The organism is Coprococcus intestinalis, from assembly GCF_023656595.1.
GTDB lineage: Bacteria > Bacillota > Clostridia > Lachnospirales > Lachnospiraceae > Coprococcus_A > Coprococcus_A intestinihominis.
On the sequence record NZ_JAMOKJ010000006.1, the window covers coordinates 88,182 to 111,672 of the forward strand.

Genomic DNA, 23,491 nt, shown 5'->3' on the forward strand with positions numbered 1-23,491 from the left:
GGAAATCTTCCGTTACCATACATCAAAAGTCTTGTAACCGTAATGGTATATATTACCAGACTGCTCTACAAAAATCTGCAAACAGCCGCGATTGTTGATAATATATTAAAACTACTCCCCTTTGATGACACATTGCCATCACTATTCAGTTATCATTTTATTAAGATTTTAGTAGTCTAGCACATTTTGAGTCTGCTGTCAACCTCTTATTCATCTTCCATATTCGCCAGTTTGGCTGCCTGATCTGCTGCGATCAGACTGTCAATGATCTCATCCAGGTCACCATTCATAATATCGCCCAGTCTGTACAATGTCAGCTTGATACGATGCTCTGTACAACGGCCCTGTGGGAAGTTGTAGGTTCTGATCTTCTCGGATCGGTCTCCTGTACCAACCTGGTTCTTGCGAAGGGCTGCTTCTTCCGCATGCTTCTTCTCTATTTCAATTTCAAGAAGTTTGGAACGCAGCAATCTGAAGGCTTTTTCTTTGTTCTGCAGCTGTGACTTCTCTGTCTGACTGTAGATGACGATACCTGTCGGATTATGGGTCAGACGTACCGCAGAGTCTGTTGTATTGACACACTGACCACCATTGCCGGAGGCACGCATAACATCAATACGTACATCATTCATATCAATCTCAACATCCACTTCCTCAGCTTCCGGCATGATGGCAACTGTTACAGTAGATGTATGGATACGGCCGCCGGACTCTGTCTCAGGCACTCGCTGTACACGATGCACACCAGATTCAAACTTCATACGTGAATAGACATGATCGCCGCTGACCATGAAAACGCACTCCTTGAAACCGCCGATACCATTCTCGCTGACATCCATCATCTCGATCTTCCAGCGCTTGGATTCTGCATACTTGGAATACATACGGAAAAGTTCAGCAGCAAAAAGGGCTGCCTCATCACCACCTGCACCGGCTCTGATCTCTACGATAACGTTCTTCTCATCCATTGGATCCTTAGGGATCAGAAGGACTTTCAGCTCCTGTTCAATCTTTGCGATGTTGGACTTTGCTTCAGAAAGCTCTTCCTTAAGCATTTCCTTCATCTCTTCATCGTCTTCCACCTCAAGCATCTCCAGGCTGTCTTCGATGGTCTGCTTTGTATTCTTATATTCTGTATACTTCTCTACAAGGGGCTGCAGATCACTCTGCTCCTTCATCAGCTTGCGGAAATGCTTCTGATCATTGACAACGTCCGGATCATTTAACTCTTCCATGATCTGCTGATATCGGATTAAAATATCATCTAATCTATCAAACATTGTTACTTACCTCCATCTTCTGCAGCTTTCACTGCATAAACGACTCTGTCCAGACCGGCCAGATCTTTCTTCACGTGTATATCTTTAAATCCTGCCTGATCAAGAAGCTGTGAAACAGCTTTTCCCTGATCATAACCGATTTCAAAAAGCAGTGAACCGCCGGGTACAAGATACCGTCCCGATTCCTCTGCCAGTTTTCTATAAAAATGGAGTCCATCCCGACTTCCGTCCAATGCCAAATGCGGTTCATGATCTTTGACCTCACGCATCAGATCTTCAATGTCATCCGTAGGGATGTAAGGCGGATTGGATACAATCATATCAAATACGCCCTCCACTGATCCAAACAGATCACTGTGTACCAGCTTCACCTGAGATAATCCCAGATTTTCTCTGTTTCTCTCAGCAACCTTCAACGCTTCTTCGGAAATATCTGCGCCGATACCCCATGTCACCGTTCCCAGCTTTGCAAGGCTTAACACAATGCACCCCGAACCTGTACACATATCCAACAGTCTGCATCCCGGCTTCATCATAGACAGGGCTGTTTCCACCAGCACCTCTGTATCCTGTCTCGGGATCAGTACGTGTTCGTTGACCAAAAAAGGCAGACCCATGAATTCTGTGCTACCCGTCAGGTATTGCACCGGAACCCCTTCGCTTCTCTGTCGAATCAACGCCTGATAAGCAGTGCTTTTCTCCATCTGTGCCGCATCAAAGCTATCACTTCTTCGCATCAGGAAATCCACTCGACTGATCCCGTAAATATGCTCCAACAGATACCATGCATCCAGAGCTGCATTCTCCACATCGTGCGCTGTCAGTTCATCCGTTCCCCACTTCAAAAGGGTATCATAACTCCACTGCATCATGGCTGACTCACTCCTGCATTGCTCCTGTCCGTTTTCTGACTGTTTCCATCAGCAGCTGCCCTGTTCTCTGCCTGAAACTGCCTCCAGTCATAAATCGCCTCAATAGAAGCAATAGCAACTTCCAGCATCTCCAGATCCGGTTCACGGGTTGTCAGCTTCTGCAGCATCAGTCCTGGTTTACTCACAATATTCACTAGGCAGGATTCACTTCTGCCAGCCCACTGAATAATCTCAAAGGAAACGCCTGCGATCACCGGAACAAGAATAACGCGGAGCACAATCTTCAGCGCCATGTTATCCACACGGATAAACATAAAACAGATGATACTGACCACCATAACGATCAGCAGAAAACTTGTTCCGCATCGTTTATGCAGTCTTGAATACTTCGCAGCATTCTCCGGGGTCAGTTCAGCGCCATGCTCAATACAGTTAATGGTTTTATGCTCCGCTCCATGATACATAAATACTCTCTGTATATCCTTCATCTGTGAAATAGCTACAATATAGATAAAGAAAATCGCAATTCGGATCAGACCTTCAATCACAGCCAATGTCATAGGACTCTTAATCACCTTACCAAACAAAGATGAAATAAAAAATGGCGTCAGCATAAACAGCACAACGGCGATCACGACCGATAATGCCACTGTCAGTCCCATAAAAACAGCATCCGACTTGCTGTCTTTTTCTTTCGCTTTCTCAGTTTCCTCTTCGTCTTCAAAAAAACTGGCCGAGTACGTCAGTGTAGACATACCCAGCACAAGAGAATCAATAAATGACAGTACACCCCTGATAATCGGGATCTTCTTCATATGCCATCTGGCATTCAGGCCAATATACTGATCCTTCTTGACTTCTATTGTCTGATCTGGCTTTCTGACGGCCACCGCATAATCATTGCCGTTACGCATCATGACACCTTCGATGACTGCCTGTCCGCCGATAGTTGCATATCGCATATATTCCTCCTACTGACGGAATGAAACAATCTGTGATTCACCCGCCGCAACGGAAAATCTCTATTCTCCGTAATGAAAAAACAGGGCTGTCGCATCTGCTGATCTCTGCGCCGGTCTCCATGATATGGACAATCCGGATGGCAGAGGATCTGTCGAAATGATGCGGCAGCCCCGTCTATCGTCTAATTATGCCTGTTTGATGCCATACTTACGATTGAACTTATCAATACGTCCGCGAGCAGAAGCAGCTTTCTGCTGGCCTGTGTAGAATGAATGACACTTAGAACAGATTTCTACGTGGATTTCAGGTTTTGTGGAACCTGTTACGAATTCGTTACCACAGTTGCATGTTACCTTTGCCTGATAATACTTAGGATGGATTCCTTCTCTCATCTTATTCACCTCACTAATATTCTTTCCTGATTGCCAACCAGGAATAATCACTTGAGTTATCTCAAATCGGGCGTTCATGCCCATTTCTGTCATTATAAAACAGCTTTTAAATTTTATCATACTTTTTTATAGTATGCAAGCGTTTTTTTGTATTTCACATAATATTTTTTACCACATTTTTGTATGGCGGATCATGTTGACGAATTCTGTATTATCTTTTGTATGCATAAACATATCCAGGATCTGCTCCAGCGCCTCTTCAGACTTCATGCCGCCCAGTGCCTTTCTCATCACATACATACCTTCAAGTTCTTCCTTGCTCAGCAGCAATTCTTCTCGTCTTGTTCCTGAACGCGGTATGTTGATAGCCGGGAAGATACGCTTCTCGGAAAGTTTTCTGTCCAGAACAAGTTCCATATTGCCTGTTCCCTTGAATTCTTCAAAAACGACATCATCCATCTTGCTGCCTGTCTCTACAAGAGCTGTAGCAAGCACCGTGAGGCTGCCTCCCTCACGCATATTTCGCGCAGCACCGAAGAATTTCTTCGGCATATGAAGTGCTGCCGGGTCCAGACCGCCTGAAAGTGTACGTCCGCTCGGCGGCACTGTCAGGTTGTACGCCCTGGCCAGACGTGTAATGCTGTCCAAAAGGATCACCACGTCTTTCTTATGTTCAACCAGACGTTTTGCACGCTCCAATACCATCTCTGAAACACGTTTATGATGTTCCGGTGTCTCATCAAATGTAGAGTAGATAACTTCCACATTATTGCCCTCAATATACTCCTTGATATCCGTCACTTCCTCCGGACGTTCATCGATCAGAAGAATGATCATCTGCATGTCCGGATAATTGGTATGGATTGCCTTGGCCACCTGCTTTAAAAGTGTTGTCTTGCCGGTCTTCGGCGGTGATACGATCATACCTCGCTGTCCCCGCCCAATCGGAGAAACAAGATTCATAATCCGCATGGAAACCGGCGCATTCGGTGTCTCAAGATTAATTCTGCTGTCTGGAAAAACAGGTGTCATATTTTCAAACTTGCCGCGTCTCTGGGCTTCATACGGCGGCATGCCGTTGACTGTTCTTATATATAAAAGTGCTGAAAACTTCTCTTTCTCTGTCTTTACCTTGATATTGCCACAGATAATATCACCGGTTCTCAGGTTAAATCTGCGAATCTGTGCCGGTGACACGTACACATCATTATTGCCGGGCATATAATTCTCACAGCGGATAAATCCAAACCCTTCCGGGATTACTTCCAAAATACCATTCGCCATCATGCCGCTGTCTAACTGACCATAACCTGGGATTTCACTTTCCTCATTTGACTGGATATACTCATTTTTCTGGTAAACATCCACCCGCTGGCAACTATCCCCCCGCTGATAGCTGTCATTACGCTGATAATTCTCACCGCGCTGGCCGTTTTCGTTACGCTGACCATTCTCATTCCGCTGGTAGTTCTCGCTGCGCTGACCGTAGGTATTTCTTCTGCCACTGTACAATCCGCCATTTGTATATGTCTGTCGTTCCGAGCGTTCTGTTCTTTCTGTGCGTTCTGACCGTTCCGGGCGCTCTGTTCTTTCTGTGCGTTCTGACCGCTCCGGACGCTCCGTTCTTTCTGTGCGTTCTGACCGCTCCGGGCGTTCTGTTCGCTCTGATCGTCCTGCGTATTCCGCCCTGGATGTTCTGCCCCGAAAAACATAAGGCTTTTTATTCTCGCTCTTCACCTCATGTTCCGACCCTTTCTCAACTGATGCAGTCGGCTGCTCTTTGTCTTTCTCCAAAACTTCTGATTGATCTTCCAGAAGCCCCATCTCAGCCATGAGCTTCTGCAATTCCGCCTTACGCATCACGGATGTATTTCTGACGCCTTTGGCCTTCAATATTTCTCTCATCTGTGCGACAGACATTTTCTTTTCCTGTTCAGCCATAAAAACCTCCTTATCTGCTGACAAATTTTCACCGTTTCCGACACAGTAAAATAACACTCGCTGTCAAACGATTCTGAATCATATTAAAATTATATCTTATACTGGGTAATGAATCCTTACGAAATCTCTGTAATCCTAATAAAATAAATTCCAATCCTAATAAAATAAGAACAAAACACCTGTCGGTGTCTTATATTTTAGAAAATTTGAATAATTCTTCTTTACCATTATATATGAAATAAACGCAAATAAAAAGCATAACTTTTGTTTTTTTATTTTCTTTTTATAATTTTATACTAAAACCAACCGTCAATTCATTTACAATTTTTTACAATTTGAAAGTTTCGCAATCATTTCCTGCATATTTTTCAGCTTTATATCCGCTTTAATAATTGACAGCAGCTTTTATGAAGGAAACTTTTAACAAAATTCCTATTTTTTTACAGATTAAAGTGAAAAAAGATTGAATTATTGCTTAATCTATATTATAATCATCAATGGAAAGAATGAATTCCACTGAACATACTTTGCTGCGGATTTTGTCCGTCGGCAGGTCAATATAAGGAGGATGAAACAGAATGTCTTACAGTGACGAAATTATCGAAAAAGTTAAAGCAAAAAATCCTAACGAACCTGAGTTTATCCAGGCAGTGACAGAAGTTATGAATTCTCTTCGACTCGTTGTAGATAACGATCCAAAGTATCAGAACGAAGCATTACTTGAGAGAATCGTTGAACCAGAACGTATTATTATGTTCCGTGTACCATGGGTTGACGATGAAGGCAAAGTTCAGGTCAACAGAGGTTTCCGTGTACAGTTCAACAGTGCCATCGGACCTTACAAGGGCGGTCTCCGTTTCCATCCATCCGTTAACTTAAGCATTATCAAATTCCTTGGTTTTGAACAGATTTTCAAGAACTCCCTGACAGGCCTTCCTATCGGCGGCGGCAAAGGCGGTTCTGATTTCGATCCTAAAGGCAAATCTGACCGTGAAGTTATGGCTTTCTGCCAGAGCTTTATGACAGAGCTTTGCAAACATATCGGAGCTGATACTGATGTTCCTGCAGGTGATATCGGTGTAGGCGGCCGTGAAATCGGTTATATGTATGGCCAGTACAAGAGAATCCGCAACGTATCCGAAGGTGTCTTAACAGGTAAAGGCCTCACATACGGCGGTTCCCTCGCTCGTACAGAAGCTACAGGTTACGGTCTTGTATACCTTGTAGAAGAATTATTAAAGTGCAAAGGCGACACAATCGAAGGCAAGACTGTTGCTGTATCAGGTGCCGGTAATGTTGCTATTTACGCTATTCAGAAGGCTCAGCAGCTGGGTGCTAAAGTTGTTACATGCTCTGACTCCACAGGCTGGGTATATGATCCGGAAGGCATCGATGTCGCTGCTCTGAAAGAGATCAAAGAAGTACAGCGTGCACGTCTGACAGAATACAAGAAATACAGACCACAGTCTGAATACCACGAAGGCCGCGGCGTATGGCAGATTCCTGTTGACATCGCTCTTCCTTGTGCAACTCAGAACGAGCTCTTCCTTGAAGATGCTAAACAGCTTGTAGCAAACGGCTGCAAGATTGTTGCTGAAGGTGCCAACATGCCTACTACTCTTGATGCAACAGAATATCTTCAGGAACATATCTTCTTCGTACCTGGCAAAGCTTCCAATGCCGGCGGAGTTGCAACATCCGCTCTTGAAATGTGCCAGAACAGCATGCGTTACAGCTGGACATTCGAGGAAGTTGACGCTAAACTCAAAGACATCATGGTCAACATCTTCCACAACATCGACAACGCTGCTAAAGAATACGGTGTAGAGAACAACTACGTTGCAGGTGCTAACATCGCAGGCTTCAAGAAAGTCGCTGATGCTATGCTTGCTCATGGTATTGTATAATAAAGTAAAGTAAAATTCGGTCTTAGAAATCAATAAACAGGATGCTCAATAAGTTATTCAGAATAAACTTATTGAGCATCCTGTTTTTGTCGTTTTTTTGACCGAATTTTACTTTACTTTATACACATTAAACACAATCCGCCATTATAAAGCCTTCGGATCCTCAATAGGCGCCTGCCTGATCCCTGTAATATAAAATCTACCCCGGTTTGATTCAATGCCTATTTTAACGCAATAGTAATCTTACAAATTACACACAAAAAATACTCTATGATATACTATACCAGAAAACGCTATAAAAATCGAGTACAAATCAAACCACACATCTGTTTGCATAAATTCGCCGGCTATGCTATCATATATGTAGTTAGGAGGAATGCAGTTTTGTGGGCAGATAAGCGTTACCACTCTCTCGATTACGAGATGAAGGCCCGGTACGGGCACAAGATTTATAAGATTGCCCTTGACGGCGGCTTTACCTGCCCCAACAGGGACGGACTGATCGATGCAAGAGGCTGTATCTTCTGCAGTGCGGGCGGTTCCGGTGATTTTGCCGCATCCAGGAACCAATCCATCACGGAACAGATTGAGGAAGGCAAACAGCTGCTTGCAGGGAAGCGGCTTTCCGGTCAGCCTGAGATGGGCAGCAAGGAATCCCCGATGCCTTGTTATATCGCCTATTTTCAGGCATTTACGGGAACTTATGCCCCCATAGATCGTCTGCGGGCACTTTACACAGAAGCCATCCGCCACCCGGAAGTAGCCATTCTTTCCATTGCCACCCGCCCGGACTGTCTTCAACCGGAGGTTCTCGATCTTTTATCAGAACTGAATCAGATCAAACCGGTGTGGGTTGAGCTCGGCCTTCAGTCAATCCATCCTCAGACAGCTGCTTACATCCGGCGAGGCTATCCACTGTCTGTCTATGATGCAGCTGTTTTGAATCTTCACGAAAGAGACATCGAAGTTATCACCCATGTGATTCTCGGGCTTCCCGGTGAAACTGCTGATGACATGCTGGCTACCGCCGATTATATCGCTCATCAGCCCATACAGGGTGTCAAGTTCCAGCTGCTCCATGTTCTCAAAGGAACCGATCTTTATACTGATTATCTGCAGCGGCCGTTCCATGTTCTGACACTGGAAGAATACACGGATATCCTCATCCGCTGTATTGAGCATATGCCGCCGGATGTGATTATCCACCGGATTACCGGTGACGGTCCCAAACATCTGCTGGCTGCCCCAGACTGGAGCCGCAACAAGAAACAGGTACTTAATCATATTCATCATTGCATGAAGCTTCGCAATGCATGGCAGGGGCGCTGTTATGTTCCGTTGACGAATGATTATTATGACAGGAATTGATGATTGCAATAGAAAGGAGTTTTTGTTTTATGAGTCAGGATACACTGATGCTTTATAAATTAATGGTTCTCTATATGCTGAATAAGGTCGATTTTCCATTGACGAATTCTCAGATTTCAGAATTTATTCTGGACAAGGGCTATACGAATTATTTTACTCTTCAGCAGGCGCTCCACGACCTTTCCGATACAGAATTGATCCGAACAGAACATATCCACAACAATTCCTACTATTCCATGAACCAGTCCGGTGAAGAAACGCTGGAATTTTTCGGTCACAAGATTCCAGCTGAGATCAAGACTGAAATCGACCAGTTTTTCAATGAGCACAAGTATCACCTGAGAAGTGAGAATGAAGTTACCGCTGATTATTATGAAGATAAGAAGGACTGCTATATTGTTCGCTGCGAAATCCATGATAAGAAAGAACTTCTCGTCGGCATCACATTAAACGTCACAGATGAAGCCCAGGCAACCGCCATCTGCGATAACTGGCGCAATCGACATGGCGATGTCTATGACTATCTTATCCATACCCTCATGATTCGTCACTAATACATTGTTTTCGAAATAACTATACCATTCACTTGCCTGCGAATCCGAGTGTGCAGGCAAGTGAATGGTATAGTTATTTACGAAACGATGTACTGGAATCGAATAACCGCATCTGTAAACAAAAGAAAAACGCAACCTCTCTGTTCTGAGTCCAAATGAATGCGCTATTGGCACACACCCCCAAAGAAAGGTTACGTTTTTCCTTTTCCCAATCACTTTTAAATTCTCAGTTGAACTTCTGTATTCCTATAAAGAACGATACAGATCTTCGTACTTTCTCGCTGAATTGCCCCAGGAGAAATCTGCTGCCATTGCCCTGTCTACAATACGGTTCCATGCTTCTCTGTCACCATAATAAACAGACTTGGCATACTCAATCACATGCAGCATCTCATGTGCATTATAATTTGCAAAACTGAATCCTGTACCGCTTCCTGTATATTCATTATACGGTTCTACAGTTTCCTTCAGACCGCCTGTCTCCCTTACAATCGGCAATGTACCATAGCGAAGACTCATCAGCTGACTGAGTCCGCATGGTTCAAACAGTGACGGCATCAGAAATGCATCGCATGCACCATAGATTCTGTGGGAACGGGTATTGTCATAACAGATACTTGCCGAAACTCTGTCTTTATACTTCCATTCATAGTATCTGAACATATTCTCATAGCGTGGATCACCTGTACCGAGAATAACAAACTGTACATCTTCCGCACAAATCTGTTCCATCACACAATCGATCAGATCCATTCCCTTCTGATCTGTCAATCTTGAAACAAGACCGATCATAAACTTGCCGCCGTCTACCTGCATGCCAAGCTCCTGCTGCAGCGCCGTCTTATTATGCACCTTCTCTGTTCTGAAATTATACGGAGAATAATTGTGTACAAGCATCGGATCCGTCTCCGGGTTATACTCATCATAATCAATACCATTGACAATACCCGAAAGATTATTGGATCTCGCACGCATCAATCCATCCAGTCCCTCTCCATAGAACGGATACTTGATCTCATTCGCATAAACACCGCTGACAGTGGTGATCCAGTCTGCGTAAACAAGGCCGCCCTTCAGATAATTGCCGGCGCCGTATGCTTCCAGTTTGTCTGATGTAAACAGATAGCCCGGAAGTCCTGTTACACGCATCATATCATCAATGTTCCATGTTCCCTGGAACTTCAGATTGTGGATTGTCATCACGGCTTTCATGTTCTGGTAAAAATCGCTGTAAGAAGAACTATCCCAGAATTCATTCTTCAGATAAACCGGCATAAGACCCGTCTGCCAGTCATGACAATGGATGATGTCCGGTCTGAAATCGATGACACAAAGCATCGTCAGTGCGGCCTTACTGAAGTAAGCAAACTTCTCAAGATCCCACAATCCATCTTCATAAATCCTGTCTCCGGAAAAATAGTATTCATTGTCGATAAAATAAAATGTCACGCCATCCAGCATCATCTGAAATACACCAACATAAATCATCCGTCCTGACATATTGATATAAAAATTCGTCATATATTCCATCTGCTGTTGAAAATATTCCGGAATCACTCTGTATTTCGGCAATACAACCCTGACATCAAATTCATCTCTATTGTATGCCTTCGGCAAAGATCCGACAACGTCTGCCAATCCGCCTGTCTTAATAAATGGTACCGCTTCAGATGCCGCAAATAGGACTTTCTTCATAAGGCTTTGTTCCTCCTGCTAATGCATTATATTGTATCTTCTATTATTATACAACATAATTCGTTGCAATAAAAGCAGAAATTTTGTGAATTTTCAGTCAATTATCAACTCCTGTTCTTGTATTCCAGTCGGATTTTATCCGCGATCAACGCAATAAATTCACTGTTAGTTGGTTTGCCTTTTCCGGTATGTATGGTATAGCCAAAAAGCTCATCAATGGTATCCATCTTGCCTCTGCTCCAGGCCACTTCGATAGCATGGCGGATCGCGCGTTCCACACGACTCGGCGTCGTCTTATTCATCTTGGCAATGGTCGGATACAGGACCTTCGTAATCGAATTAATGACCTCCCGGTTATCCACTGACATAATAATGGCATCCCGCAGATACTGATAACCTTTGATATGCGCCGGCACACCAATCTCATGAATAATGTTGGTCACATCTGTTTCCAGATTCTTTTCCCGGTATTCTGTCGTATAATCTGTTTGTCTGCTCTTCTGTGTATGGACCGGCTGTAAAATCTGTCGTTCAGTCACCTGATGAATACGACGCAGAATCATATCATTTTCAAATGGCTTCATAATATAATACATGGCGCCGAGATTAAAAGCATTCTCCGTAATGTTTTCCTTTCCAATGGCAGAAATCACAATAAATGCGGGTCGTTTCTTCAGCGACATATCCTTATTGACCTGCTGCATGACCTCCAGACCGTCAAGCTTCGGCATAATCAAATCCAAAAGGACAACATCCGGCTCCTGATTCTTAATAATGTCCAATGCCTGAACACCATCGTCCCCTCTTCCGATGACTTCAATATTCTTATCCGTCTGTAATATGGCATCCAACAAACTGACCATCTTCTCATTGTCATCAACAATCGCAACATTGATTTTTGTCATAACGCAGCCTCCCATTCTTCATCTTTTTCCAACAAGCGTCAAATGTATTATATTATCAAAAAAAGATTGTCTCAATTAATAAAACTCGCAATAACCACCAAAATAGGACAATATTTTCTAATTTTTTTATTATTTTTATTTATGAAGTCGAAAAACATATTATTTTGTGTGTTTTTATTCAATTTTTTATTTTTTCTAAAAATCAAAAGGGCTTATTGCTGTTTATTTTCAAACATGATACACTTTTATTAATGTTAATTATTTCAAATCCATTGAATTAAAGAGGTTTTTTTATGCAAAAAGAAAATAAAGGCAGCATCGACCTGACAAGAGGATCGATTCCCGGCGGTATTCTGGCCTTTGCCATTCCGCTTTTTCTCGGTCAGCTGCTTCAGCAATTGTATAACATGGTGGATGCATGGGTCATCGGCAACTTTGCGGATAACGATGCTTTTGCCGCCGTCAGTTCCACCGGCACTGTCGTCTTTCTGATCATCGGTTTTTTCTCCGGCATTGCCACCGGCGGCGGTGTCGTTATTTCACGCTATTTTGGCGCCCGCGATGAAGACAATGTTTCAAAGGCTGTCCACACGAATTTCCTGATGGGGCTGATTGCTTCCGCAATCGGCACTGTTGCCGGTCTTATCCTGGCTCCCCATCTTCTGGTATGGCTTGGCACCCCGGACTCTGTTATGCCCCATGCCTTAAGGTATCTGCAGATTTATTTCGGCGGTGTATCCACTGTTATCCTCTACAACATCTGCATGTCCATCATGCGTGCCCTGGGTGACAGTATTCATCCCCTTTACTATCTGTTATTCTCTTCCATTGTGAATATCGGTCTGGATCTGCTTTTTGTGGCCCATCCTGCCTTTCACTGGGGTGTTACAGGTGCTGCAGCCGCCACTGTGATCTCTCAGGGTCTCAGCGTCATTCTCTGTTTGTTTCGTATGTGTCGGATTAAAGATTATACCCGGCTTGATTTCAAAAAGCTGCATTACCATTCCCACATGATGAAGAAGGTGTTGTATCAGGGTCTGCCCGCCGGCATTCAGAATGCCGTGATCACCGTCGGCAACCTGGTGATTCAGAAGAATATCAATTCCTTCGGCGCTTACGCTATGTCCGGAATGGGGGCCTACTCCAAGATTGAGGGATTCGTTTTTCTTCCGATCATGAGTATGGCCATGGCACTTCCGACCTTCGTCAGTCAGAACCTGGGAGCTAGGCAATACCATCGTGCCAAAAAGGGCGCCGTTTTCGGCATCTTATTTGGCATGATCACCGCTGAGGTTACCGGACTTCTGATCTACTTTTTTATTCCATATGCACTGAAGATTTTCGGCAGTACACAGGAAGCCGTTGCCTACGGCACTATTCATGCCCACATTGTCAGCCTGTTTTTCTTCCTGCTGGCCTTTTCCCATTGCTCTGCCGGTGTGATGAGAGGCTGCGGCTATGCTGTTGTGCCAATGGCTGGAATGTTGCTTTTCTGGTGCGGCCTGCGTATCGTCTACGTCACCACAGCACTCCGATTCTTCCCGGTCTTTCAGATGATTTCCTGGGCCTATCCGCTGACATGGGGATGCAGTACCATCCTGTTTCTGATCTTCCTGTTCAAAGCCGACTGGCAGCATCATTTGGACTAAATGTGTATGCTATCATTGATTTGATTGATAGTTTGCACTGAACATTTTTCAAAGGCTGTTCGCACAATTGCGAATGGCCTTTTTTATTTTCTGGAAATATCTGTAAATTGTTCAAGTTGTATAGGTAATTTTTCACTATATCACCACTTTAATTTCCTAAATTTTTTATACTTTTTTACGTTGACAAAATAAATTATCAAGGGCTATAATACTGCTAACGAAAAGTTAAAGGCGATGACGAAGAGAAGTAGCGCTGTTTATCGCTTCCAGTGAGTGGAGAGAGTGAGAACCCACAGAATGAATCAGCGTGAATAACACTTTAACAGCCGCAATCTGAACAGCATTTTGCCCAGTAGGTGCGCCGTCAGCTGGACGTCAGACAGCAGGAGGTTTTTGCCTCTGTTGAGAGACTGCATTGCAGTAATTCAGGTGGTACCGCGGATTTTATATTCGTCCTGAACGATCATCGTTCAGGGCGATTTTTTATTTACGCGAGCAACGAGCCAAAGTCCGTGCTTGCACGAGACCTTGGCGACTGCCGCGATAACTTGAGAAACTCGCGGAGCGTGTTTCTCATAGTTTGCAGGGAATAGGCTGCAGGCGCAGGAATGTGCCAAGGCATTTGTTATACGTTTCGTCCTGGACATCTCAGCAGATATGATTGAATATCACAAAATGAAAGGGGACCAATTATGACAACACCAAACATTTACCGCAGCAGAATTTTAAACGAGATCAGCGAAAGCGACGTTGGCAAGACCATCCGTGTCGCAGGCTGGGTTGAAAATATCCGTGACCACGGCGGTGTATCTTTTATTGATTTGAGAGATATGTACGGTGTCCTCCAGGTTGTTTTAAGAGACACTTCTCTCCTGGACGGTATTACCAAAGAAAACTGCATCTCCATCGAAGGTGTCATTGACCACCGCGATGAGGAGACTTACAATCCGAAGATTCCTACAGGCACTATCGAACTTGAAGCTCACAGCATCGATATGCTGGGCAAGGTTTATCACCAGTTGCCTTTTGAGATTATGACTTCCAAGGAAATCCGTGAAGATGTCCGTCTGAAGTACCGTTATCTTGACTTAAGAAACCAGAAAGTCAAAGACAACATCATTTTCCGTTCACAGGTCATCAGCTTCCTTCGTCAGAAGATGACAGAGATGGGATTTCTCGAAATCCAGACACCGATTCTCTGCGCTTCTTCTCCTGAAGGTGCCAGAGATTATATCGTACCATCCAGAAAGTTCAAAGGTCGTTTTTACGCATTGCCTCAGGCTCCGCAGCAGTACAAACAGCTGCTGATGGTTTCCGGTTTTGATAAATACTTCCAGATCGCACCATGTTTTCGTGATGAGGATGCCCGTGCAGACCGTTCACCGGGCGAATTCTATCAGTTGGACTTTGAGATGAGCTTCGCTACTCAGGAAGAGGTTTTCCGTGTAGGTGAAGAAGTTCTGACAGCCACTTTTGAAAAATTTGCACCGGAAGGTGCTTCTGTCACAGCTGCCCCTTATCCTGTGATCAGCTACAAGGATGCCATGCTGCAGTTCGGCTCTGACAAGCCGGATCTCAGAAACCCGCTTCGTATCATGGATGTCACAGAATTCTTTCAGAGATGTACATTCAAACCTTTCCTGAAACGTACCGTCCGTGCCATCAGGGTTCATGCCGATATGTCCAAGGGTTTTCATGAGAAACTGCTGAAATTCGCCACTTCCATCGGTATGGGCGGCCTTGGTTACCTGGAAGTCATGGAAGATAAGAGTTATAAAGGCCCCATTGACAAATTTATCCCTGATGACATGAAGCAGGAATTTGCTGAACTCACAGGTCTTGAAGTGGGCGATACGATTTTCTTTATTGCGGATAAAGAAGAACGTGCTAACCTTTTTGCCGGACAGCTCCGCAACGAACTGGGTGAACGTCTTGACCTGATCGAGAAGAATGCCTTCCGCTTCTGTTTTGTCAACGACTTCCCGATGTATGAATACAACAAGGACGAGAAGAAGATGGATTTCACACACAACCCATTCTCTATGCCTCAGGGCGGCCTTGAAGCACTGAACACCATGAACCCTGAAGATATCCTGGCTTATCAGTATGATATCGTCTGCAACGGCGTGGAGCTTTCCTCCGGTGCTGTCCGCAACCACGATCTGGATATCATGGTCAAAGCCTTTGAAATCGCAGGCTACAGCGAAGAAGACCTGAAGACGAAATTCGGTGCACTCTACAACGCTTTCCAGTTTGGTGCCCCGCCACACGCCGGTATGGCCCCTGGTGTCGATCGAATGATCATGCTGCTGAGAAATGAAGACAACATTCGCGAAGTGATTGCATTCCCAATGAACGGCAACGCACAGGATCTCATGTGCGGCGCACCGGGTGTAGTCACTGAGACACAGCTGAGAGAAGCACATATTAAAGTGCGCGATTAATCCATCACATTGTATTTTCAGTAAATATATAAAGGCTTCACAGGCAGGATTATATTTTACATATCCTATCTGTGAAGCCTTATAAAGTGAAAGCATTTTCCAAATCATTTCAGTCTCTTTGATGTTTTATTAAATATTTGTAACTCCCCAATAGTTATCATCTGCTGATACTATTAGGAAATCATCTTACTTTTCTCCTGAAATTCCTCCGGAGTCATATTCATAAGTGCGGCAGCTCTTTGCAGACTGATATCTCCGCTTTGAATAAGCGTTACCAAAAGTTGGACTCTTCCCTCATCTCTGCCGTCTTGTATCATTTCCTGTATTGCCTTACACATATTCACATTTCCCATATCATCAACCTCCTCTCGCTTAATATGTGTATGGGTGATAACTTCAAGCACTCTGGCTGCTTCAACTTCTATATTCATTCTGGGATTATCTTGTATGAAAGCTGCCAGTTTATTTTTATCATTTGAATATTTTATGCATCCTATAACCTCTCGCAGACTGGAACTGAATTTTTTCAAATCACTCTCTAAAATCTCCTTCGGACTGATAATATGTATCTTATAGTCCTGTGCATATTTTTTAAAAATCGGATTTGATATATCCAACATATCAAATAATGACCTCGGGCCATCCCATTCACCGGGATTGAAAAACAAGACCAATGTAATAACCGGAATTAATTTATTATTCTTATAAAATCCAGACAAAAACTCTCCGGTGCTGATCTTCTGCTGTCTCTTGCCGCCTTTTTTTCCCTTATGTTTCTCCGCTATCTCTGTAACCTGCTGATTATACTGCATAGCATCATACAGCATATTTCTGACAGGCATCGCATAATGAACCTCTGTCTGGTTCTCTATCCCCAACAGTACATAGGTCGCTTCCCCATCTTCCATAATAGTCGCCGTTTTCAAAAGATCCCGGTACTTCTGTACCATCTTCTGCTCGGATGCTTCTTTTTCTTTATTCGTTTTATCTTTCGTATCTTTTTCATTCAAAAGTATTGCAATCTCAGTCGAATCCAATTCTCTTAACTGTTCCGGCTGAATCTTCTGTCTTCCATCATACATAAAGTAGTTGAATGCGTCTGCGAATACTTCGTTTTTTCGTATGTAAGCCTTTGTAACTGTATCTGCTGCTCCTATAATGCCCTCTCCCTTCACAACATTGAGAGACCTTCAGACGAAAAGTGCTTACTTCAATTCCATAGTAGCATTAAATACTGTTGAAGGCAAGTTATTTATATGTTTTACACAAAGTATCAATCACTAAATAGAAAAAAGGCATCCAACAGGTGTCAGATGCCAAAATTAAATATTACTGAATTCGGTTTTTTAGAGGCTGCTCTTTAAGACAAGATTCCAAATTTGCAGCCGCAATATCCACAATGCGTTCAAATGTCTCCGGAAGATGGAACTGCCCGGATATATGCGGTGTCATCATCAGGTTCGGCAGCTGCCACAATGGGCTGTCTGCCGACAGCGGTTCAGGTTCTGTGACATCAATTCCCGCTGAGGCAATCCAGCCTTTAGAAAGTGCTTCATAAAGGACTTCTGAAGCCACTGCGTCTCCCCTTCCGCTGTTTAAGAAGATGGCAGTGTCCTTCATGGCCATCAATCGTTCTTTTGTGTACATATGATATGTAGTCGCTGTTGACGGTACAAAGGAAGCTACAACATCCACTTTCGGCAATAAGTTATCCAGCTCGTCCATGGTATGTAATTCATGAACACCTTCCGGACATGGTCCCATGGAGCGTTTCAGACCAATGACACGAGCGCCAAGAGCACTGGCCAATCTGGCAAAATGCAGGCCGATATCGCCCAGTCCCACAACAAGCACTGTGGCATCTGTAATGGATGTGACTGTACCAAAATCGCTCCATTCGTTCTTTGTCTGGGCGTCTCTGTATAAATTCAGCTTCTTCTGCAGCATCAAAAGCATGGCAAAACTGTGCTCTGCCACTGCCTTGCCGTAAGCACCTGTGGCACTTGTCAACATTGTCGTGCTTCTTAAAATCCCCGGCTTCACATAAGCATCTGCGCCGGCAGAATTCAACTGCAGCCACTGCAGGCGTTCCGGCTCATGCAGTCTGTCCGGCTTCACATTGCCGATAATCACATCTGCTGCTTCAATCATTTCTTCTGTCGCCGTCTGCGGCGTCTCATAAACAAAACGACAGCCTTTACCGGCACGCTCCAACTTCTCTTTATGTCTCTCCTCTGCAGGAATCACAACCAAAACCGTTTTCTCCATCATAACCTCTATAAAACCTCTGCGTATCTATCACATCATTCATTTTATAATCACTAAAAATTATTTTACCGTCCAGGTTTAAATATTTCAACTGCAAAACGCTTAAAAACGCCTGCGTTTTGCTCCACTTTTTAGGCCTGGCGGCAAATATTGAAAAGACGAAATGCCTGCTCTGCTGTGTCTGTCAGGTTCTGTTTGGCATTTTCAGGTTTCATGGCTTCTTCCAGTGTTGAGATACCGCGAAGGATCGGGAAGAAGGCATCGATGCCGTTTTTGTTGCATTCTGTGGCATCTTTTGTCACACTACCGGCAAAGGCCAGTACAGGAATGTCAAATTTTTTGGCCAACCCGGCAACCCCCACAGGTGCTTTGCCCATGGCTGTCTGGAAATCCAATCTGCCTTCACCTGTTACAACAACATCTGCTCCTTTGACATAGGATTCCAGTTTTGTTTCTTCCAGAACAATTTTGATGCCGGATTCAAGAACTGCATTGGTAAATGTCAGAAATGCAAATCCAAGGCCGCCTGCTGCGCCTGTCCCCGGTTCATTCGGATTGGCTTTCGGAAATTTTTCCCTTGCAAGAGCTGCATAATAGCGAAGCCATTTATCCATCTCCATAATCATGGATGGATTGGCACCTTTCTGCGGGCCGTAAACAGCACTGCAGCCATTCTCACCGCAAAGGGGATTCGTCACATCACAGGCTATTTTGAATTCACATTCCGCCAGCTCCGGCAGGACGTAAGTATCTGTAATTGTCTCTAATTCCTTGAGACCGATGGCCCCAAAAGGCACCTGCTGACCGTCCTTGTTAAGGAAACCGTAGCCCAATGCCTGCAGCATACCAATACCGCCGTCATTTGTGGCACTGCCGCCGATACCAACAATAAATCTGCGGCATCCTTTTTCAATGGCATCACGAATGACTTCACCCACACCATAAGTCGTTGTATAAAGCGGATTCTTCTTTGCATCCGGCACGAGGGTAATACCTGCTGCACCTGACATCTCAATCACGGCTGTTTTCGTCTCATCAATAATGCCGTACTCACAGACAACCGGCTCACCCAATGGGCCTGTCACCTTCACATGCTGTAATGTCCCATTCATGCCGCATACAAGAGCCTCCACGGTACCCTCTCCGCCATCTGCCAACGGCCGGATAACCACATCTGCCTTGGCATCCGCTTTTCTGATGCCCTCCGCAATGGCCTGCCCTGCCTCAATAGAACTTAAACTGCCTTTCAAAGAATCGATTGCGATCACTGCTCTCATTTGTTGATACCTCCATACATTTTTCTGTCCATTGACTGCATCCGCTAACCGAGATACACTCTGCCGTTTTTATTTTCTTACGGAAAGTATATCCTTTTTTTCGCTCTGCATATATGTTACATAGAACAATTTTCTTGTATACATCCGGTATAAATTGTTATTTATACCACTTTATGATAAAATAGCTCTAACTAATCCATCGCAATGACAGATTCATAATATGAAAATCGTTATTATCAATGAAAGTGCAAGAAATAGCTATGGTATGCTTGTAGCATTATTAATCGGAGGTACCCTATGTTTAAAATCGACAGAACCCTTGCCGCCCAGGTCGTCAATACCGTGAAGGACGTCTGCGGACGGGATGTAAATTTTATCAACCAGTACGGTATTATCTTTGCCAGTACGGACCCGGAAAGAGTCGGCACCTTTCATGAAATCGGCCATCAGGCAGCCCTTACAGGCGAAACGATTGAGGTCCGGGCCGATGACAATTTTCACGGCACACGCATGGGCATCAACCTGCCTGTTTACTACAATCAGACCTTCATGGCCGTGATCGGCATTACCGGACAGCCGGATGAAGTCCGCAAATATGCCCATCTGGCGGAGCGCATCACGCATCTGCTGATCCGTGAACGGGAACTGAACACCATCAGCCGCAATCAGGCGGACAAGCGTCATTTCGCTATGGAAGCACTGATCCACCAGGCTTCTGCCAACATGGATTATCTTAATGCATGTCTGAAAGAATGCGGCATCAATATTACCCAAAAATACCGGATCCTGCTGATTCGTGCAGCTGCTGAAAGTCCTTCCGACAATCTTTCTCTGCTGGAACAGAAAATCCATCAGTTTTTTGAAATGCTTTCTATAAGGCTATATACCTTTTATTATCCGAATGAATATACTGCTGTCGTTTTGCCGTCACAATTGGAATACAACGCGTATATTCTGGAACGCTTTGCAAAGGATCATCAGACATCCCTGAAAATGACGGTCGGAAAAATGACCTCTGTCTATCAATTGTGTGATTCCTATCAGACAGCTGTCACCGCTATGAAACATTTTACAGCTCAGACGGATGGGTATATTTTCTTTGATGATCTTGGCCTTGAGCTTATTTTCTCCGGGCTGAATCCACTGGAAAAAGCCGAATTTCTCACCAGGACTTTATCCACTCTGGATGAAAACGAACGTCATCTTCTCACTGCTTACTTTGAAAATGATATGTCCCTGTCCGGGACAAGCCGACAGCTTTTTATACACAAAAATACACTGCAATATAAACTGAATCATATTTTCAGGAAATCCGGGCTGAATCCAAGAGCATTCAAGGATGCGGTAATGCTATATCTGGGATTGAACCTGGCCAAATAGTCCGATTCACTTTTTTATTATAACTTATCGTAACTGTTCAATATAAAATCTCCTCCAAAATAGTATTGACAAAAACTTTTTATGCTTTATAATGTTAAACAGATATTTTAAAGGCAATGACTGAAATAAGTAAGCCATAGTGGAACATCCAGAGAGCTGCCGGTTGGTGGAAGGCAGAGGGGAAGCTATCGCTGAATACCTTCACAAGCTGCGCACCGAACGATTCCAAGTAGGCTGCGACGGAATGCAACCGTTAGTATGCACAAGTATTGACAGATACTTGATGAGTGCAGTTATGCGAATAGCTGTTCAATTAAGGTGGTACCGCGAGTTATTCCTCGTCCTTATACAGGACGGGGTTTTTTTTATTTCATACAATTTTGAAAGGAGAACTTCTCATGACTTTATATGATGAACTGGTAGCCAGAGGCCTGATCGCCCAGGTTACAGATGAAGAAGAAATCAAGGAACTGATCAACAACGGAAAGGCAACTTTCTACATCGGTTTTGACCCGACCGCTGACAGTCTTCATGTCGGCCATTTCATGGCACTTTGCCTGATGAAACGTCTGCAGATGGCAGGCAACCGTCCAATCGCCTTAATCGGCGGCGGTACAGCTATGATCGGTGACCCATCCGGCCGTACAGATATGCGTCAGATGATGACACCTGAAACCATCCAGCACAATGTTGACTGTTTCAAGAAACAAATGTCCCGTTTCATTGACTTTTCAGACGGCAAAGCACTGATGGTCAACAACGCTGACTGGCTGATGAACTTAAACTACATCGAGCTGCTTCGTGACGTCGGTGCCCACTTCTCTGTCAACCGTATGCTGACAGCTGAATGCTACAAGCAGCGTATGGAACGAGGATTAAGCTTCCTGGAATTCAACTACATGATCATGCAGAGCTACGATTTCTATGAGTTATTCCAGAGATACGGCTGTAACCTGCAGTTCGGCGGTGACGATCAGTGGTCCAACATGTTGGGCGGTACAGAACTGATTCGCCGTAAGCTCGGCAAGAATGCATCTGCTATGACAATTACGCTGCTTCTGAATTCAGAAGGCAAGAAGATGGGCAAGACTCAGTCCGGTGCTGTATGGCTTGACCCTAATAAGACATCTCCATTCGACTTCTATCAGTACTGGAGAAATGTCGGCGATGCAGATGTTCTGAAATGCCTGCGTATGCTGACTTTCCTGCCGCTTGAACAGATTGACGAGATGGATAAATGGGAAGGCAGTCAGTTAAATCAGGCTAAGGAAATCCTCGCTTTTGAACTGACTAAGCTTGTTCACGGTGAAGAAGAAGCCACAAAGGCTCAGGAAAGTGCCCGTGCACTGTTCTCAGCAGGAAGCGCTGCTGATATGCCAACCACAACACTGACAGAAGCAGACTTAAGAGACGGCAGCGTCGATATCCTCGGTATCCTTGTAGCTGCAGGCCTCTGCCCGACACGTTCCGAAGCAAGACGTAATGTTCAGCAGGGCGGTGTTACCGTCAATGGTGAAAAAGTTACTGATTTTAAAGCAGCTTACACACCGGAAGACATCATGAAAGAAGACTTTGTCGTACGACGCGGCAAGAAAAAATACAGCAAGATTGTGTTTGAATAAAACAAAGGGGACGGCGCTCTAAATATTCATTGGCGTGTCATCCCTGTATATCAAATGGAATTCAAAAAGAGACATTCATCCCAGGCACGTTCACACTGCCAGCATTTGGCAGCGGTACATAAGATGCTAAAGAACAGCATCTAAGTACCGGCCAATGCTGAAGCACCTGGGATTGAATGTCTCTTTTTGAATTCCATATTTTATTTTCTGCTGACACGCCATTTGAAGATACCAATGCGCCGTCCCGTTATTTTTTCAAAATCAATCTTGCCATCGGCACAGAATATGAGCCCGAATCTTAACGGCATTCGATCTATTAACTGTCTTTATTGAGGCTTTCCAGGGCTTTCTGCAGTTTTTCTACATTTCCGTCTGCAAAGCAGTAGCCTTTCATGCCGCAGGCTGCGGCGCCGTCGATGTTGAGCTGAAGGTCATCAATGAAGTAGCTTTCTTCCGGTTTAATGTTGAATTTTTCAAATAAACGCTCATAGATTTCTTTCTGCGGCTTTAACAGTTTTTCTTCTGCTGAGAAAAGGATGCCGTCGAAGCTGTCAACTTCCGGCAGCAGTTCCTGATAGCACATCGGCAGACGCAGGGAGGCATTGGAGCAGATATACAGTTTGAAACCACGCGCTTTCAGGTCCTTGATGACTGGAATCATTGCTTTGATGGGCTTCATATTATAGAGATGCCAATCCCGCATACACAGTCTTGCCGCTTCATGAAGCCGCTTCGGCAGACGGGCACACATCTGGTCAACAGCCTGTTCTTCCGGAATCATACCCATGTCCAGATAAACCCATTCCGGTGACTGAAAAATTGCCGTAAATACGCGTTTCCTGTCCTTTTTATCCTTTATGTAATGTTTACATACCTTGCGGCCATCATAAGCCACAAGAACATTCCCCATATCAAAAACAATATTCTTTATCATCTATTCTATTTCCTTTCAAGATTCAATAATCCATGTACCC

General features: G+C 44.3%; 18 protein-coding genes and 1 other annotated feature. Of the genes, 7 read left to right on the top strand and 11 right to left on the bottom strand.

Annotated features, from left to right (window positions below; all coding sequences use genetic code 11):
• Nucleotides 1-206 precede the first annotated feature (206 nt).
• The 5 genes from prfA to rho all read right to left on the bottom strand — a co-directional run bounded on the left by prfA (nucleotide 207) and on the right by rho (nucleotide 5,448).
• Entirely contained in the window at nucleotides 207-1,280 is a 1,074-nt protein-coding gene (gene prfA, locus NBH03_RS06420) for a peptide chain release factor 1 (protein ID WP_015512716.1), read from the bottom strand.
• 2 nt (nucleotides 1,281-1,282) lie between these two features.
• The gene (gene prmC / locus NBH03_RS06425; RefSeq protein WP_250798280.1) at nucleotides 1,283-2,152 is read right to left on the bottom strand and encodes a peptide chain release factor N(5)-glutamine methyltransferase; all 870 of its coding nucleotides are present in this window, start codon (nucleotides 2,150-2,152) and stop codon (nucleotides 1,283-1,285) included.
• On the bottom strand, nucleotides 2,149-3,114 hold the full coding sequence (locus NBH03_RS06430; protein WP_227082314.1) for a DUF1385 domain-containing protein: 966 nt from the start codon (nucleotides 3,112-3,114) through the stop codon (nucleotides 2,149-2,151). The genes prmC and NBH03_RS06430 overlap by 4 nt, the downstream gene beginning before the upstream one ends.
• Before the next feature lie 186 nt (nucleotides 3,115-3,300).
• Nucleotides 3,301-3,507 carry a 50S ribosomal protein L31 gene (gene rpmE / locus NBH03_RS06435; RefSeq protein WP_015512713.1) on the bottom strand — a complete coding sequence of 69 codons (207 nt, stop codon included), beginning with the start codon at nucleotides 3,505-3,507 and terminating at the stop codon, nucleotides 3,301-3,303.
• A gap of 168 nt (nucleotides 3,508-3,675) precedes the next feature.
• Nucleotides 3,676-5,448, bottom strand: a complete 1,773-nt coding sequence (gene rho, locus NBH03_RS06440) for a transcription termination factor Rho (protein WP_250798281.1) — start codon at nucleotides 5,446-5,448, stop codon at nucleotides 3,676-3,678.
• 578 nt (nucleotides 5,449-6,026) lie between these two features.
• On the opposite strand from rho, the gene gdhA reads away from it, so the two are divergent.
• The 3 genes from gdhA (at nucleotide 6,027) to NBH03_RS06455 (ending at nucleotide 9,277) form a co-directional block, all read left to right on the top strand.
• Nucleotides 6,027-7,355 carry an NADP-specific glutamate dehydrogenase gene (gene gdhA / locus NBH03_RS06445; protein WP_250798282.1) on the top strand — a complete coding sequence of 443 codons (1,329 nt, stop codon included), beginning with the start codon at nucleotides 6,027-6,029 and terminating at the stop codon, nucleotides 7,353-7,355.
• A gap of 384 nt (nucleotides 7,356-7,739) precedes the next feature.
• Nucleotides 7,740-8,723: a tRNA modification radical SAM protein MnmL/YtqA gene (gene mnmL / locus NBH03_RS06450; RefSeq protein ID WP_284703436.1), complete on the top strand. Its 984-nt coding sequence runs from the start codon at nucleotides 7,740-7,742 to the stop codon at nucleotides 8,721-8,723.
• 29 nt (nucleotides 8,724-8,752) lie between these two features.
• Nucleotides 8,753-9,277 (top strand): DUF4364 family protein, encoded by a 525-nt coding sequence (locus NBH03_RS06455; RefSeq protein WP_250798283.1) that lies wholly within the window; start codon nucleotides 8,753-8,755, stop codon nucleotides 9,275-9,277.
• 246 nt (nucleotides 9,278-9,523) lie between these two features.
• Here NBH03_RS06455 and glgA read toward each other — a convergent pair whose 3' ends face one another.
• Together glgA and spo0A are read right to left on the bottom strand one after the other, a co-directional pair.
• Nucleotides 9,524-10,972 (bottom strand): glycogen synthase GlgA, encoded by a 1,449-nt coding sequence (glgA, locus tag NBH03_RS06460; RefSeq protein WP_250798285.1) that lies wholly within the window; start codon nucleotides 10,970-10,972, stop codon nucleotides 9,524-9,526.
• A 104-nt stretch (nucleotides 10,973-11,076) separates the two neighbouring features.
• Nucleotides 11,077-11,877: a sporulation transcription factor Spo0A gene (gene spo0A / locus NBH03_RS06465; RefSeq protein ID WP_015512708.1), complete on the bottom strand. Its 801-nt coding sequence runs from the start codon at nucleotides 11,875-11,877 to the stop codon at nucleotides 11,077-11,079.
• Between the two features lie 293 nt (nucleotides 11,878-12,170).
• Here spo0A and NBH03_RS06470 point away from each other — a divergent pair, with 293 nt between their 5' ends.
• Both NBH03_RS06470 and aspS read left to right on the top strand, forming a co-directional pair.
• Entirely contained in the window at nucleotides 12,171-13,526 is a 1,356-nt protein-coding gene (locus tag NBH03_RS06470; RefSeq protein WP_015512707.1) for an MATE family efflux transporter, read from the top strand.
• A gap of 692 nt (nucleotides 13,527-14,218) precedes the next feature.
• Nucleotides 14,219-15,970 (top strand): aspartate--tRNA ligase, encoded by a 1,752-nt coding sequence (aspS, locus tag NBH03_RS06475; protein ID WP_015512706.1) that lies wholly within the window; start codon nucleotides 14,219-14,221, stop codon nucleotides 15,968-15,970.
• A 173-nt stretch (nucleotides 15,971-16,143) separates the two neighbouring features.
• Here aspS and NBH03_RS06480 read toward each other — a convergent pair whose 3' ends face one another.
• From NBH03_RS06480 to NBH03_RS06490, 3 genes are all read right to left on the bottom strand, one after another.
• Nucleotides 16,144-17,145, bottom strand: coding sequence for an Rpn family recombination-promoting nuclease/putative transposase (locus NBH03_RS06480; protein ID WP_208728459.1), 1,002 nt, complete (start codon nucleotides 17,143-17,145; stop codon nucleotides 16,144-16,146).
• A gap of 154 nt (nucleotides 17,146-17,299) precedes the next feature.
• Nucleotides 17,300-18,241, bottom strand: coding sequence for a D-2-hydroxyacid dehydrogenase (locus NBH03_RS06485; RefSeq protein WP_250798291.1), 942 nt, complete (start codon nucleotides 18,239-18,241; stop codon nucleotides 17,300-17,302).
• A gap of 128 nt (nucleotides 18,242-18,369) precedes the next feature.
• The gene (locus NBH03_RS06490) at nucleotides 18,370-19,515 is read right to left on the bottom strand and encodes a glycerate kinase family protein (protein ID WP_250798294.1); all 1,146 of its coding nucleotides are present in this window, start codon (nucleotides 19,513-19,515) and stop codon (nucleotides 18,370-18,372) included.
• A 297-nt stretch (nucleotides 19,516-19,812) separates the two neighbouring features.
• On the opposite strand from NBH03_RS06490, the gene NBH03_RS06495 reads away from it, so the two are divergent.
• Nucleotides 19,813-20,895, top strand: a complete 1,083-nt coding sequence (locus tag NBH03_RS06495; protein WP_250798298.1) for a CdaR family transcriptional regulator — start codon at nucleotides 19,813-19,815, stop codon at nucleotides 20,893-20,895.
• Nucleotides 20,896-21,002: 107 nt separating this feature from the next.
• Nucleotides 21,003-21,244 (top strand) — a binding site (T-box leader).
• A 49-nt stretch (nucleotides 21,245-21,293) separates the two neighbouring features.
• The gene (tyrS, locus tag NBH03_RS06500) at nucleotides 21,294-22,517 is read left to right on the top strand and encodes a tyrosine--tRNA ligase (RefSeq protein ID WP_015512702.1); all 1,224 of its coding nucleotides are present in this window, start codon (nucleotides 21,294-21,296) and stop codon (nucleotides 22,515-22,517) included.
• A 316-nt stretch (nucleotides 22,518-22,833) separates the two neighbouring features.
• Here tyrS and NBH03_RS06505 read toward each other — a convergent pair whose 3' ends face one another.
• Nucleotides 22,834-23,451: an HAD family hydrolase gene (locus tag NBH03_RS06505; protein WP_250798303.1), complete on the bottom strand. Its 618-nt coding sequence runs from the start codon at nucleotides 23,449-23,451 to the stop codon at nucleotides 22,834-22,836.
• Nucleotides 23,452-23,491 lie beyond the last annotated feature (40 nt).